Here is a 13605-nt window from a genome sequence, read left to right as displayed (position 1 = left end):
GATTTCCAGATTTTGGACTACTACTGACAAGCCCATTTCCTTATCCCTGTCAGGAGCATCCCTATGCTGTCTCACTGGTTTCTTGCGGCGATCCACCTCTTGGCTGTTGCCTTGGGCCTCTGGGCGGTGCTCTCCCGAGGGACGGCGTTAAGCCGCCTGGCCGTCGGTACGGCGCAGGTTCGCAGCGTGCTGGTTGCCGATAACGTATGGGGCATCTGTGCGGGTATTTTGCTGATCACAGGTTTGATGAGGGCCTTCGGTGGGTACGAAAAAGGCACCGACTATTACCTTCATCAGCCGTTGTTCCATCTGAAGATGACGCTGTTCGTGATCATTCTGCTGCTTGAAGTGGCACCCATGATCACCTTGATCAAGTGGCGGATCGCCTTGGGCAGGGGTGTTTCGATTGACCAAGGCCGAGCCAGGCTGTTTGCACGCATCAGCCATATCGAAGCGCTGTTGTTGATGTTGATGGTGATTGCGGCCACCGGCATGGCGCGCGGTGTGACCTTCGGCTAATAACGGCGTGATTCGTCGGGGTTAAAGCGAATAATCTGACAGCCACGGCGTGGCCGAAGCCGGTAGCATCGGCTTCAGGGAATGGGGGGAGGAGGCGAGTGCTCAGCAAAATGCCGAGCATGAATCTTTAGCCAGCCATTGCGCTGTAACGAACGGGCTGGCTACTGACTGCAACAGGATTCAGGGAGTCTGCGGTTTGTCTGGAGCGGTGAGGCCAGCCTGAATGCGCTGATAGATTTCTTCGCGATGAACCGCAACGTCTTTCGGGGCATTGATGCCAATTCTGACTTGCTGGCCGCTAACGCCCAGAATGGTGATCGTAATGTCATCACCAATATTTATGCTTTCACCGACTTTGCGGGTGAGTATCAGCATGGTCTTCTCCTTGATTGCTTTGTAGGGCACCTGATTCGGACAGTGCAGAGGTCGGTGGTATGTATAGATTAGTGCGAAGTCTCACGGTTTGGGTGCCTCTTTCTGACGCGCAGATGCTGCATTAATTCCCAAGGCGTAACTATACAGAGGCCGTAACCATCATTCTCGTTGTTTTGAGCCCATTTTGCGGCACTCGGGAAGTATTCATGGATGCTAAAATCGCCGCTTTAAGCATTATGAGGGAAGCGTTGTGCGCAAAATGGTCTTGGTAATCGCGGTACTGGCGCTAGCGGGATGCGGTGAGGGCAAGAGTGTTGAGGCACAAAAGCCGCAATCGGCAGCTGCGGCTGCACCTTCGGTGGTATCCGCGCCACAATGGGATCTCGAAGTTCGAGGCGAAACACCTCAGGCAGTCAGCGATTTGAGCGGCTGGCTGATTGAGCACAGTTTTGTTTCCAATATCGTCAAGGAAAATGGAAAGACCCGGATTCTGCTCGGGCCATTCAGTTCGAAAGCCGAGGCCGAGGCCAAACAGACAGAAGTGCGCGCGTCGCTCACCCGGGCGAAGAAACAGAACATCGAATTGTTGGTTGTCGACCATCCAGTGGCCCAGTAGTAGTCCTTTTTCAGGATGCTTTCGACGGAACGCCTTAAAGGGGATCCACATTGACTCGTTTCTAGACGTAGTCACTGTCGATTTCCAGTAGGAGTTCCCCCCATGGCCTCCGCCACCCCTTACAAAATATTCGACGCAGTCCTGCGGCACAAAAAGGCGCTGAGTCCTCATTTGATGCGCGTCACTCTGGCCGGTCCGATGGTTACCGAAATGGCGACCTGGGCACCCGACCAGCGCGTGAAGCTGTTCTTTCCGGCCATGGACGGTTCGCCTGCCAGGCTCGCTCATGGCGATGGCTGGTATGCACGTTACCGCTCGATGCCGGTTGCCCAGCGCCCGGCAATGCGCACTTACACCATCCGACATTTTCGTGCCGAGCAGGGCGAAGTGGACATCGACTTCGTGTTGCACGGCGAAACCGGACCCGCATCCCGTTGGGCAATTCATGCAGCGGCGGGTGAGCCGATCCAGATCGTCGCACCTGATCGCCAGTTTTCGGCACAAGACGCGGGTGGTTTCGAATGGAAGCCGCCTCAACAGCTCAAACATCTGTTACTGGTCGCCGATGACACGGCCTTGCCCGCGGCGCTCGGCATTCTGGATGAGCTGGCAGCGCTTGCCGTATCACCAATAACCCAGGCGTTTTTTGAAGTAGACAGCGTGGACGATGCGTTGCCGGTTCCTGACTGGCCCGGACTTTCGGTGGAGTGGCTGATTCGAGATCGCGCCACCGCGACTGGAGCGGGTTCGCTGATGGTCGACGCGGTCCGTCGGGCCATTCTGCCGTCATCCGCTTCGAAAGCATTCGAAACGGTGGAACGGGCGGAAGTCGATGTTGACGAAGACATGCTCTGGGAAACGTCCGAGTCTGCCCATGATGGCTTCTACGGCTGGATCGCCGGAGAAACGGTTGCAGTGATGAGTCTGCGCAAATACTTGATCAAGGAATGTGGCATTGCCAAGGAGTCACTCAACCTGATGGGCTACTGGCGCTACAACAAAGTGGGCGGGTAGAAACGAACAAAGGCCTCGGGTGTTATACCCGAGGCCTTTGTGTTTTCAGCGAGCGCTTAACCGCAGGCTTTCATGTCGACCGGGCCGACAAACTCGTTGCCGCGTCCCATGACGCACGCCACGCTTTGGTTGCGCTGTCGTTCCCAGGCCTCTACCGGATAGGTTTTGTTCCAGGCTTCGTACAGTTGCCGATCCTGTTTCGACAGGCGCAGACCGTACTGCTTGCTCATGTAGAAATACGTTCGGGCGATCATGCCGCGTATGGACGGGCGGGGCATGACCTTCTTCGCCTTGAAGTCGACCTGAGTCAGGCACGAGCCATATTGGCCCGACTGCACCGGCAACCAGCCGAAACTGAAGTTGCTGCGATCGCCATTCACTTCACCAATGCTCGGCACCAGGTTGTGCAGGTCGGCTTCGGCCTTCTGGTAGGTCGGATCGTAACGCGTGCAGTTCTTGCGCCCACCTTCTTGCCAGCACTGACGCTGATGGCCGATCTGCCAGGCCGGAACAATGTGCTCCCACTCGATGCGGGAAGCGCGCTTGGCATTTTTGCGCGGTACATAACCGCAGGCTGCGAGGTTGACCTTGTTGCCGGTGTATTTGCACCCGCAATAGAACTCTGTGGATTGCGGTGCGTAGAGCTTCCAGGCAACTTTCTTGGCTTCGTTGAAGGTGCGTGGGGCGCCAGCCTGGGCACCGACGGTGACGAACAAAAACAGCAAAGCAAACCAGCGGACACTCATTGACTCAATCTTCCTTCGGAACAACCCAAAAAATCTGCACCCCGCCATCGTCGCGATAGGCGAGGGTGACGTTGTCGTTCTCGTCGATTTCTTCGAGCAATTGTTCCCACTCATCCACAGGTTCGTCCGGTAGACGGAAGATCAAGGCTGCTTTGGCTTTTTGGGCGGTGGGGGAATTGATGATTTTTTGAACGCGCATACCCATGCGTTCATAGGAGTCAGGAGAGGCAGGAGTGGTGGCCACGGAATTATCCTTATTAAGCTGTACGTGCATACAGTATTTAACTGTAAGCATTTTCGCAACTGCTTAAAATTCAAGAAAATCCTCTGACATCAATTTTTTCCGTTTGGTGTAGGACGAAGGGAAAATTTTTATCGAAATATCGGACGGGGGTGTGAGCCACTCGCCTGGGTTGGCGAGTGGTGAAAGAAGTGCCCGACCGGAACCGGTCGGGCGAGGGCGAGGGCGAATCAGTATTCCCAGAACATCCGTTGCAGCTCTTTGCTGTCGTTGGTCTTGGTCAGTGCGACCATGGCCAGGATGCGAGCCTTTTGCGGGTTCAGGTCATGCGCTACCACCCAGTCGTATTTGTCGTCTGGCTGTTCGGCGTTACGCAGTACGAAACCGCCGGCGTTGACGTGGGACGAGCGAATGATTTGCACGCCGTCCTTGCGCAGGGCTTGCAGCGATGGGACTACACGGGACGAGACTGAGCCATTGCCGGTACCGGCGTGAATGATGGCTTTGGCGCCAGATTGAGCCAACGCTTTGTAGGCGGTATCGCTGACATTGCCGTAGGAATAGGCGATTTCGACGTCAGGCAGGCTCTTGATGGTTTTGATGTCGAATTCCGAGTCCATGGTGTGACGCTTGGCCGGCAGACGGAACCAGTAGGATTTACCTTCGACCACCATGCCCAGTGGACCCCAGGCACTTTTAAACGCCTCGGTCTTGATGTTGATCATTTTGCTGACGTCGCGACCTGACTGGATTTCATCGTTCATGGTCACCAATACGCCTTTGCCGCGTGCCTCTTTGCTGCTGGCCACGGCCACTGCGTTGTACAGGTTCAGCATGCCATCGGCCGACATTGCGGTACCTGGGCGCATGGAGCCGACAACGATGATTGGCTTGTCGGTTTTTTCCACCAGGTTCAGGAAGTAGGCAGTTTCTTCCAGGGTGTCGGTGCCGTGGGTGATAACGATGCCGTCGACGTCTTTGCTGTCGGCCAGTTCAGCCACGCGACGACCCAGTTGCAGCAGGTTGTCGTTGGTGATGCTTTCGGACGCGATCTGCATGACCTGTTCGCCACGAACGTTAGCCAGCTGGCTGAGTTCCGGAACCCCGGCGATCAATTGTTCGATGCCGACCTTTGCCGCTTGATAGGTCGCGCTATTGGCGGCGCTGGCGCCCGCGCCGGCAATGGTGCCGCCGGTGGCCAGGATCACCACGTTCGCCAGTTTCTGTTGGGTTTCGACTTCTTTTGCCTGAAGGGCAGTAGGCAGGAGCAGCAAGAGGGCCAAAGCGCCCGGAACGAAGGTCTTGAAAGCAGATGTCATTATTTTTCTCTCTAGTAGTGAGACGGTGCTGATGCAGGTTCATCTAGATGCGCCCCAAGCGGATCTGAACGCGTGGGGTGAATGAGATGAGCAGGATCTGTACCAGTCGCACTTTGAATGAGGAAAACTTTTAACTTGATGATTTATATCAGTATTTATTTTAGTCGCCAGAATGATTACACAATCTGTTGTCCGGGTTTCCGAACGCGTTGAGCGTTTGTGTTCGGCTCTCCGAAAAGTACTACGACCTCTGTAGAGCAAATCGCCTTGCAAGATTGCGAATCAGTGCTAAAGAAACCCGCGCTTCGGTCGATGTTCCTTTAAAGGATCTTTCTACTCAGGAGTTCACATGTCGTTATCCATTGGTATCCCAAACGCCGCAGGCGTCACCATTGGTGGTAAGTCCGCCGCTACGATCCAAGCGTTGAACGACGCCACCGCAGAGGCTGCCGACAAGACGCTGGGCACGAAAGAAGGCGACGGCAACCAAGTCAAGACTGGCCCTTTGGGATTGGATAAAAGCGCGGGCGCGCAGACCGAAACCCCAGACGAGAGCAACCAGAGTGTGGCGGTGAAAGTCCTGCTCAAACGCATGCAAGAGCTACAACAGCAACTGCGCGAGCAACAGCAACAATTAGCCGCAGCTCAGGCGGCGTCTTATCCGACACCGGAAGCCAAGGCCACTGTGGTCATGGCAATTCAAGGACAGATTGCCGACACCAATGGTGCGTTGCTGGAAGTGTCCGCGGCCCTGGTCAAGGAATTGGCCAAGGGTTCCAGCACCGGAACGGTGGTCAACACCACGGCATGACTTGAATGCCCGGCTTTTGCCAGTCAGTTCAAATAAATGGTCGTTTCTGCTCGTTGACAAATGTCGGCAGGGTTCGCATAGTTCGGTCTCCGCAAACGTTTGCGCGGTGCTCCCGGTGGTTATCCATCCGTGAGCGCAATGAAGCCTACGCCAGCGCAAGCGTTGCTCACAATAATCATAAGATCGGAGTGAACCCATGAAGCTGCCATTCGCTGGACGTCTTCTCGCTGTCGCTATGCTGGCTGCCGCATCCGTCGCGTTACCTGTCTCTTCGGCCTTCGCCGAGACGCCTGAAAAACCCAAGGTCGCGCTGGTCATGAAATCCCTGGCCAATGAATTCTTCCTGACCATGGAAGACGGCGCCAAGGCCTATCAGAAAGACCACTCCGGCGATTTCGAGCTGATCTCCAACGGCATCAAAGACGAAACCGACACAGCTGGCCAGACACGCATCGTCGAGCAAATGATTCTGGCCAAGGTCAATGCGCTGGTCATCGCGCCGGCTGACTCCAAGGCCATGGTTCCTGTGATCAAGAAAGCCATCGATGCCGGTATCACCGTGATCAACATCGACAACCAACTGGACCCGGCTGTGGTCAAAAGCAAAAACATCACCGTACCGTTCGTAGGCCCGGATAACCGCAAAGGCGCGCGTCTGGTGGGTGAGTACCTGGCCAAGCAACTGAAGGCCGGAGACGAAGTCGGCATCATCGAAGGCGTTTCAACCACCACCAACGCACAGCAAAGAACCGCAGGCTTCAAGGATGCGATGGAAGCGGCGCAGATCAAGGTCGTCTCTTTGCAGTCCGGTGACTGGGAAATCGACAAAGGCAACAAGGTTGCTGCCTCGATCCTCAGCGAATACCCGCAAGTCAAAGCCCTGCTGGCCGGCAACGACAGCATGGCCGTCGGCGCAGTATCCGCCGTGCGTGCAGCGGGCAAGGCCGGCAAGGTGCAAGTGGTCGGTTACGACAACATCAACGCCATCAAGCCAATGCTCAAGGATGGCCGCGTTCTGGCTACGGCTGACCAGTTTGCAGCCAGGCAAGCCGTGTTTGGCATCGAGACTGCGCTGAAGATCATCAAAGGTGAGAAAGTCGACAGCGGCAGCAATGGCGTGATCGAAACTCCGGTAGAGCTGGTCACCAAGTAGTCCTTCTGGCGACACAACGGTGCTCGCCCGTCCGGGCGAGCACATGGAGAGTTTTTATGTCAGTTTCCGCCCCGAACGCTGTCCTCTCGGTCAGCGGTATCGGTAAGACCTACGCCCAACCGGTCCTGGCCGGCATCGACCTGACGCTAATGCGCGGTGAAGTGCTGGCGCTGACCGGCGAAAACGGCGCGGGAAAAAGCACGCTGTCGAAGATCATCGGCGGGCTGGTCACACCGACCACCGGCCACATGCAATTCCAGGGGCAGGATTACCGCCCCGCAAGCCGCACTCAGGCCGAAGACCTCGGCATCCGCATGGTGATGCAAGAACTCAATCTGTTGCCGACCCTGTCGGTGGCGGAAAACCTGTTTCTCGACAACCTGCCCAGCAAGGGCGGCTGGATCAGTCGCAGGCAATTGCGCAAGGCAGCGATCGAAGCCATGGCCCAGGTCGGCCTCGACGCGATTGACCCGGACACGCTGGTGGGCGAATTGGGCATCGGTCACCAGCAAATGGTGGAGATCGCCCGCAACCTGATCGGCGATTGCCACGTGCTGATCCTCGACGAACCGACCGCGATGTTGACGAATCGTGAAGTCGAGATGCTGTTCGAGCAGATCACTCGTCTGCAAGCTCGCGGCGTGTCGATCATCTATATCTCGCACCGTCTCGAAGAACTGGCGCGGGTCGCCCAGCGTATTGCGGTACTGCGCGATGGCAACCTGGTTTGCGTCGAGCCGATGGCCAATTACAACAGCGAGCAACTGGTGACGCTGATGGTCGGTCGTGAACTCGGCGAACACATCGACATGGGCCCGCGCAAGATCGGCGCTCCAGCCTTGACGGTCAAAGGGCTGACCCGTTCCGACAAGGTTCGCGACGTGTCCTTCGAAGTGCGCGCCGGCGAGATCTACGGGATTTCCGGCTTGATCGGGGCAGGGCGCACCGAGTTGCTGCGCTTGATCTTCGGTGCTGATACAGCGGACAGCGGCACGGTTGCGCTCGGTTCGCCAGCACAAGTCGTCAGTATCCGCTCACCGGCTGACGCGGTCGGTCATGGCATCGCGCTGATCACCGAGGACCGCAAGGGCGAAGGCCTGCTGCTGACCCAATCGATCAGCGCGAATATTGCCTTGGGCAACATGCCGGTGATTTCCAGCGGTGGCTTCGTCAACAATGGTGACGAGATGGCGCTGGCCCAGCGTCAGATAGACGCCATGCGCATCCGCAGCTCCAGCCCGACACAACTGGTTTCGGAACTGTCCGGCGGCAACCAGCAGAAAGTCGTGATCGGCCGGTGGCTTGAGCGTGATTGCTCGGTGATGCTGTTTGACGAGCCAACGCGTGGCATCGACGTCGGCGCCAAGTTTGACATTTATGCCTTGCTGGGCGAGCTGACCCGTCAAGGCAAAGCGCTCGTGGTGGTGTCCAGCGACCTGCGTGAGCTGATGTTGATCTGCGACCGCATCGGCGTGCTTTCGGCGGGACGTCTGATCGACACCTTTGAGCGTGACAGCTGGACCCAGGATGACTTGCTTGCCGCCGCGTTCGCCGGCTACCAAAAACGTGATGCGTTGCTCAACGAAGCAGCGCCTAGGGATCTCGCATGAATACTGCAGTGACTGCCGGCAAACGTAGTGGCAACTTTTACGGCCTCGGTACCTATCTGGGACTGGCCGGTGCCTTGCTGGCAATGGTTGCGCTGTTCTCGGTTCTGAGCAGCCATTTCCTGTCCTATGACACCTTCAGCACCCTGGCCAACCAGATTCCGGACTTGATGGTGCTGGCGGTCGGCATGACGTTCGTGTTGATCATCGGCGGTATCGACCTGTCGGTGGGCTCGGTACTCGCGCTCGCGGCGTCAACGGTCAGCGTGGCAATTCTCGGTTGGGGCTGGAGCGTGTTGCCTGCGGCGCTGCTCGGAATGGCGGCGGCAGCATTGGCTGGCACCATCACCGGTTCGATCACTGTGGCGTGGCGGATTCCGTCGTTCATCGTGTCCCTCGGCGTGCTGGAAATGGCTCGCGGTGTGGCGTATCAGATGACTGGATCGCGCACGGCCTACATCGGTGATGCCTTCGCCTGGTTGTCCAACCCGATCGCCTTCGGCATCTCGCCGTCGTTCATCATTGCCTTGCTGATCATCTTCATTGCCCAGGCAGTGCTGACGCGTACCGTGTTCGGTCGTTACCTGATCGGCATCGGCACCAACGAAGAGGCGGTGCGTCTGGCAGGGATCAATCCGAAACCCTACAAGATTCTGGTATTCAGTCTGATGGGACTGCTGGCCGGTATCGCAGCGCTGTTTCAGATTTCTCGCCTGGAAGCGGCTGATCCGAATGCCGGCTCCGGCCTGGAGTTGCAAGTGATCGCCGCGGTCGTGATCGGCGGCACCAGTTTGATGGGTGGCCGCGGTTCGGTCATCAGTACGTTCTTCGGGGTTCTGATCATTTCTGTATTGGCGGCCGGTCTCGCGCAGATCGGCGCGACTGAGCCCACCAAACGCATCATCACCGGCGCGGTGATCGTGGTGGCGGTGGTGCTTGATACTTATCGCAGTCAGCGCGCAAGCCGGCGGACCTGAGTCATGGCAACAATCAAGGATGTGGCAGCGCTCGCGGGAATTTCCTACACCACGGTTTCCCACGTAGTGAACAAGACCCGGCCGGTGAGCGAAGAGGTGCGGGTCAAGGTTGAGGCAGCAATCAAAACTCTCGACTACGTGCCCAGTGCCGTGGCCCGGTCTCTAAAAGCCAAAACTACGGCGACCATCGGTCTGCTGGTGCCCAACAGCCTCAACCCGTACTTCGCCGAACTGGCGCGCGGTATCGAGGATTACTGCGAGCGTAATGGCTACTGCGTGATTCTCTGTAACTCCGATGACAACCCGGACAAGCAGCGCAGCTACCTGCGCGTACTGCTGGAAAAACGCATCGACGGGCTGATCGTCGCTTCGGCTGGCGGTGACGCGGGGCTGGCGGAGGGCCTTGCAGGCGTGCGTACGCCGATGGTGATCGTCGACCGTGGACTGGAAGGTGTGAATGCCGACCTGGTGCGGATCGATCACGAATACGGCGCCTATCTGGCGACCCGCCACCTTCTGGAATTGGGTCACCGGGACATCGCCACCATTGGCGGCCCGGCGAGTACCAGCGTGGCGCAGATGCGTCTGGCCGGTTATTGCCGTGCCCTGCAAGAGGCGGGTGTCGAAGTATCCCGCGAGCGCATGCTGGAAAGCGACTTCACCAGCACCGGCGGCTACAACTCCGCCGCGATACTGCTGGAAAAGAACCCGCCGAGCGCGATCTTCGCCGGTAACGACATGATTGGCATCGGTGTGCTGCGAGCGGCGGCCGAGCGCAATATTCGCGTGCCGACGGAGCTGTCGGTGATCGGCTTCGACGATATTCAGATGAGCCGCTATGTGTACCCGGCGCTGACCACCGTGGGGCAGTCGATCCTGCAACTCGGCGAGATGGCGGCCGAAGTGCTTTTAAGAAGAATCGCCACGCCGGATATGGCCACCGATCAACGGATCGTGACGCCCAGTATTGTCCTGCGGGAGTCGACTGCGCCGCTGGCCGGCGTGTTCGCCCAGTTCCGTTGAAATAGAAAGCCGCTAAATCAAAGCACCGCTGAAACAGAATTGATGAGTAGTGACGTATGCCAGCAAAAGTAGTGGTTATAGGCAGCCTGAACATGGACCTGGTCACCCGGGCGCCACGGCTGCCCCGTGGCGGTGAAACGCTGATCGGCGAGTCGTTTGCCACGGTTTCCGGTGGCAAGGGCGCGAATCAGGCAGTTGCAGCGGCGAGACTGGGGGCACAGGTGTCGATGGTCGGTTGCGTGGGCAGCGATGCCTACGGCGAAGAGTTGCGCGGGGCCCTGTTGGCCGAGCAGATCGATTGCCAAGCGGTCAGCACCGTCGACGATTCCAGCGGCGTAGCGTTGATCGTGGTCGATGACAACAGCCAGAACGCAATCGTGATCGTTGCCGGTGCCAACGGTGCGCTGACTCCAGAGGTTATTGATCGTTTCGACGCAGTATTGCAGGCGGCGGACGTGATCATCTGTCAGCTGGAAGTTCCGGATGCCACTGTCGGTCATGCGCTCAAGCGCGGCCGTGAGTTGGGTAAGACCGTGATCCTCAACCCGGCGCCGGCCAGCCGCCCACTGCCGGCGGACTGGTACGCGTCCATCGATTATCTGATTCCCAACGAAAGCGAGGCCTCGGCGCTGAGTGGTTTGCCAGTGGATTCTCTGGCATCTGCCGAAACCGCTGCTTCCCGGTTGATCGCCATGGGTGCCGGCAAGGTCATCATCACCCTCGGTGCTCAAGGTTCGCTGTTTGCCAACGGCAAAGGCTTCGAGCATTTCCCTGCGCCGAAGGTGAAGGCTGTCGATACCACGGCGGCTGGCGACACATTCGTCGGTGGTTTCGCCGCCGCGCTGGCGGCCGGCAAAAGCGAAGCCGACGCGATCCGTTTCGGCCAGGTTGCCGCGGCGCTGTCGGTGACCCGTGCTGGCGCGCAACCCTCGATTCCCACCTTATCCGACGTACAGGCCTTTAAAGCACCATGAAAAAGACACCTTTGCTCAACGTCGCGTTGTCGCGGCTGATCGCATCCCTGGGCCATGGCGACAAGGTGGTGATCGGCGACGCAGGTCTACCGGTGCCGCCAGGTGTTGAACTGATCGACCTGGCCCTGACCCACGGTATCCCGGACTTCGTCAGCACGTTGAAGGTTGTGCTCAGCGAAATGCAGGTCGAGAGCCATGTATTGGCCCAGGAGATCCTGGACAAAAAGCCTTCGGCGTTGGCGGCGCTTGATGAGCTGAATGCCGAAGGTGCGCTGGGTCGGCGTGAGCTGCTCAGTCATGACCAATTCAAAGTCCTCAGCCGACAGGCACGGGCGATTGTTCGTACAGGCGAATGTCAGCCGTACTGCAACATCGTGTTGGTGGCAGGGGTTACGTTCTAACTCGCTGTTGTCTTTCTGCTGTCCCACGCACAAGGAGTGCGCTATGCACCGCTATGCTCAGAAACTGCACCACCTGCTCCGGAGTCTGCTGCTTTTGTCCCTGATTACCGCAACAAGCGCCCAGGCGGCGGAAAAGATCGACTTGATCATCGACACCGACCCGGGTGCCGACGACGTGGTTGCTCTGCTGTTTGCCCTGGCGTCGCCGCAAGAGCTGAACATTCGTGCGTTGACCACCGTCGCCGGCAATGTGCGTCTGGACAAGACTTCGCGGAATGCGCGGCTGGCCCGCGAGTGGGCAGGGCGCGAGGAGGTGCCGGTCTATGCGGGCGCTCCGAAGCCGCTGATGCGCACGCCGATCTATGCCGAGAACATCCATGGCAAGGAAGGCCTGTCGGGTGTCACCGTACATGAGCCGAAAAAAGGCCTGGCCCAGGGCAATGCGGTCAACTACCTGATCGACACCTTGAAAGCCGCCAAGCCCCACAGCATCACCATCGCCATGCTCGGTCCACAGACCAACCTGGCCCTGGCGCTGATCCAGGAGCCTGAAATCGTTCAGGGCATCAAGGAGGTGGTGATCATGGGCGGGGCGCACTTCAACGGTGGCAACATTACCCCGGTGGCTGAGTTCAACCTGTTCGCCGACCCACAGGCTGCGGAAGTGGTATTGAAAAGTGGCGTGAAGCTGACCTACCTGCCGCTGGACGTGACCCACAAGATCCTCACCAGTGAGGCGCGTCTTAAGCAGATCGCAGCGATCAACAACAATGCCAGCAAGCTGGTGGGCGATATTCTCAATGAATACGTCAAAGGCGACATGGAGCACTACGGCATTCCGGGTGGCCCGGTGCATGACGCGACGGTCATCGCCTACCTGCTCAAGCCTGAGTTGTTCACCGGTCGCTCGGTCAATGTGGTGGTTGATAGCCGCGAAGGCCCGACGTTCGGGCAAACCATCGTCGACTGGTATGACGGCCTGAAAGCGCCGAAGAACGCTTTCTGGGTAGAAAGCGGCGACGCCCAGGGCTTCTTTGACCTGCTGACCGAGCGTCTGGCTCGTCTGAAGTAAGCCATAGACCCGTAGGTGCCAGCCTGCGGGTTTTACTTTCACTCGCTATCTATCAGGCCCATATAGTCGGTGGGGTACTTCTCGAATATCTGTGCGATGAATGTCTGGGCGGCTTGCGTCCCCAGCTCCTTGACCAATAGATCGATACCAATGATTGCCAACTCTTCCGGGCTGCCCGGGCTGTAAGAGCTGTGGCCCTGTGGCCACTTGGCTTTGATGTCGGCGTCGATGCTTACGGTGGTCATGATGGCGCTCGTGAAGTCGGGAAAGTCTGTGTGTCGAGTTAACCATTTTGCGCGGCTTTTGGCACTCCGACTTAGGCATGAGGGGAGGGCTATGCGACACTTGGTCTTTGACGATTTTTCAAGGACTGTGCTGTGCAGATCGATTTGAACACTCCTGACGGCTTGACCCTTGAGGCGGTGCGTCAGCTGCTGGCCTCTGCCAGCGACGATGAGCACACTCAATTGCGAGTCACCAAGGGCGGCATCGCCTACATTTCGTCAGGCCTTGTGGGCGGCACTGATATCAGCGGGCTGTTGTTTCGTCTGGAGACGTGGGCCAAGGGTTCCGGTTATGTGGGATTGGTCGCGGCCAGTGACGAGGTCTGGGTCATGCAGATTTTCAATGCGCTGAAAGAGAACTGGCCGAATCCGCCGTTCGACTACATTGACGTCTATTGAACGCTGTTCATATTCAGTCACGATTGAGTGGTAAACGGCGGGCGATGCTCAGGCAAACTCGCCGCGTGTCCGAA

The 13605-nt window shown here is 58.0% G+C and carries 17 protein-coding genes; 12 read left to right on the top strand and 5 right to left on the bottom strand.

The window, feature by feature from the left end; all coding sequences use genetic code 11:
- Positions 1 to 63: 63 nt before the first annotated feature.
- On the top strand, positions 64 to 519 hold the full coding sequence (locus ACA059_RS20905; RefSeq protein ID WP_497630825.1) for a DUF2214 family protein: 456 nt from the start codon (positions 64 to 66) through the stop codon (positions 517 to 519).
- Positions 520 to 699: 180 nt separating this feature from the next.
- Here the strand turns inward: ACA059_RS20905 and csrA are convergent, their stop codons facing one another.
- Entirely contained in the window at positions 700 to 894 is a 195-nt protein-coding gene (csrA, locus tag ACA059_RS20900) for a carbon storage regulator CsrA (RefSeq protein ID WP_007938114.1), read from the bottom strand.
- Between the two features lie 250 nt (positions 895 to 1144).
- Between csrA and ACA059_RS20895 the strand changes: the two genes are divergently transcribed.
- Both ACA059_RS20895 and ACA059_RS20890 read left to right on the top strand, forming a co-directional pair.
- Complete coding sequence (locus ACA059_RS20895; RefSeq protein ID WP_497630824.1) at positions 1145 to 1510, top strand: SPOR domain-containing protein; 366 nt, start codon at positions 1145 to 1147, stop codon at positions 1508 to 1510.
- 102 nt (positions 1511 to 1612) lie between these two features.
- Entirely contained in the window at positions 1613 to 2524 is a 912-nt protein-coding gene (locus ACA059_RS20890) for a siderophore-interacting protein (RefSeq protein ID WP_497630823.1), read from the top strand.
- Positions 2525 to 2580: 56 nt separating this feature from the next.
- On the opposite strand, the gene ACA059_RS20885 is transcribed toward ACA059_RS20890, so the two are convergent.
- The 3 genes from ACA059_RS20885 to ACA059_RS20875 all read right to left on the bottom strand — a co-directional run bounded on the left by ACA059_RS20885 (position 2581) and on the right by ACA059_RS20875 (position 4830).
- Positions 2581 to 3270, bottom strand: coding sequence for an endonuclease (locus tag ACA059_RS20885; RefSeq protein WP_497630822.1), 690 nt, complete (start codon positions 3268 to 3270; stop codon positions 2581 to 2583).
- Between the two features lie 4 nt (positions 3271 to 3274).
- The gene (locus tag ACA059_RS20880; protein ID WP_497630821.1) at positions 3275 to 3565 is read right to left on the bottom strand and encodes a DUF1654 domain-containing protein; all 291 of its coding nucleotides are present in this window, start codon (positions 3563 to 3565) and stop codon (positions 3275 to 3277) included.
- A 176-nt stretch (positions 3566 to 3741) separates the two neighbouring features.
- Entirely contained in the window at positions 3742 to 4830 is a 1089-nt protein-coding gene (locus ACA059_RS20875; protein ID WP_046047713.1) for an asparaginase, read from the bottom strand.
- A gap of 349 nt (positions 4831 to 5179) precedes the next feature.
- On the opposite strand from ACA059_RS20875, the gene ACA059_RS20870 reads away from it, so the two are divergent.
- The 8 genes from ACA059_RS20870 (at position 5180) to ACA059_RS20835 (ending at position 12848) form a co-directional block, all read left to right on the top strand.
- A complete protein-coding gene (locus ACA059_RS20870) occupies positions 5180 to 5641 on the top strand; it encodes a hypothetical protein (RefSeq protein WP_095128570.1) in 462 nt (153 codons plus the stop codon).
- A 196-nt stretch (positions 5642 to 5837) separates the two neighbouring features.
- Positions 5838 to 6794: a sugar ABC transporter substrate-binding protein gene (locus tag ACA059_RS20865; RefSeq protein ID WP_497630820.1), complete on the top strand. Its 957-nt coding sequence runs from the start codon at positions 5838 to 5840 to the stop codon at positions 6792 to 6794.
- 56 nt (positions 6795 to 6850) lie between these two features.
- Complete coding sequence (locus tag ACA059_RS20860) at positions 6851 to 8404, top strand: sugar ABC transporter ATP-binding protein (RefSeq protein ID WP_046047710.1); 1554 nt, start codon at positions 6851 to 6853, stop codon at positions 8402 to 8404.
- Positions 8401 to 9378 carry an ABC transporter permease gene (locus tag ACA059_RS20855; RefSeq protein WP_008145645.1) on the top strand — a complete coding sequence of 326 codons (978 nt, stop codon included), beginning with the start codon at positions 8401 to 8403 and terminating at the stop codon, positions 9376 to 9378. The genes ACA059_RS20860 and ACA059_RS20855 overlap by 4 nt, the downstream gene beginning before the upstream one ends.
- A 3-nt stretch (positions 9379 to 9381) precedes the next feature.
- The gene (locus tag ACA059_RS20850) at positions 9382 to 10401 is read left to right on the top strand and encodes a LacI family DNA-binding transcriptional regulator (RefSeq protein ID WP_497630819.1); all 1020 of its coding nucleotides are present in this window, start codon (positions 9382 to 9384) and stop codon (positions 10399 to 10401) included.
- Positions 10402 to 10457: 56 nt separating this feature from the next.
- Positions 10458 to 11375 (top strand): ribokinase, encoded by a 918-nt coding sequence (gene rbsK / locus ACA059_RS20845; RefSeq protein WP_497630818.1) that lies wholly within the window; start codon positions 10458 to 10460, stop codon positions 11373 to 11375.
- Positions 11372 to 11776 carry a D-ribose pyranase gene (gene rbsD, locus ACA059_RS20840; protein ID WP_497630817.1) on the top strand — a complete coding sequence of 135 codons (405 nt, stop codon included), beginning with the start codon at positions 11372 to 11374 and terminating at the stop codon, positions 11774 to 11776. The genes rbsK and rbsD overlap by 4 nt, the downstream gene beginning before the upstream one ends.
- A gap of 43 nt (positions 11777 to 11819) precedes the next feature.
- Entirely contained in the window at positions 11820 to 12848 is a 1029-nt protein-coding gene (locus ACA059_RS20835; RefSeq protein WP_095128565.1) for a nucleoside hydrolase, read from the top strand.
- A 38-nt stretch (positions 12849 to 12886) separates the two neighbouring features.
- Here ACA059_RS20835 and ACA059_RS20830 read toward each other — a convergent pair whose 3' ends face one another.
- A complete protein-coding gene (locus ACA059_RS20830; protein WP_282483146.1) occupies positions 12887 to 13093 on the bottom strand; it encodes a hypothetical protein in 207 nt (68 codons plus the stop codon).
- 132 nt (positions 13094 to 13225) lie between these two features.
- Here ACA059_RS20830 and ACA059_RS20825 point away from each other — a divergent pair, with 132 nt between their 5' ends.
- Entirely contained in the window at positions 13226 to 13531 is a 306-nt protein-coding gene (locus ACA059_RS20825; protein ID WP_497630816.1) for a hypothetical protein, read from the top strand.
- Positions 13532 to 13605 lie beyond the last annotated feature (74 nt).

This window comes from Pseudomonas sp. LBUM1647 (assembly GCF_059716175.1).
This window is presented reverse-complemented; position numbering and strand designations above follow the sequence as displayed.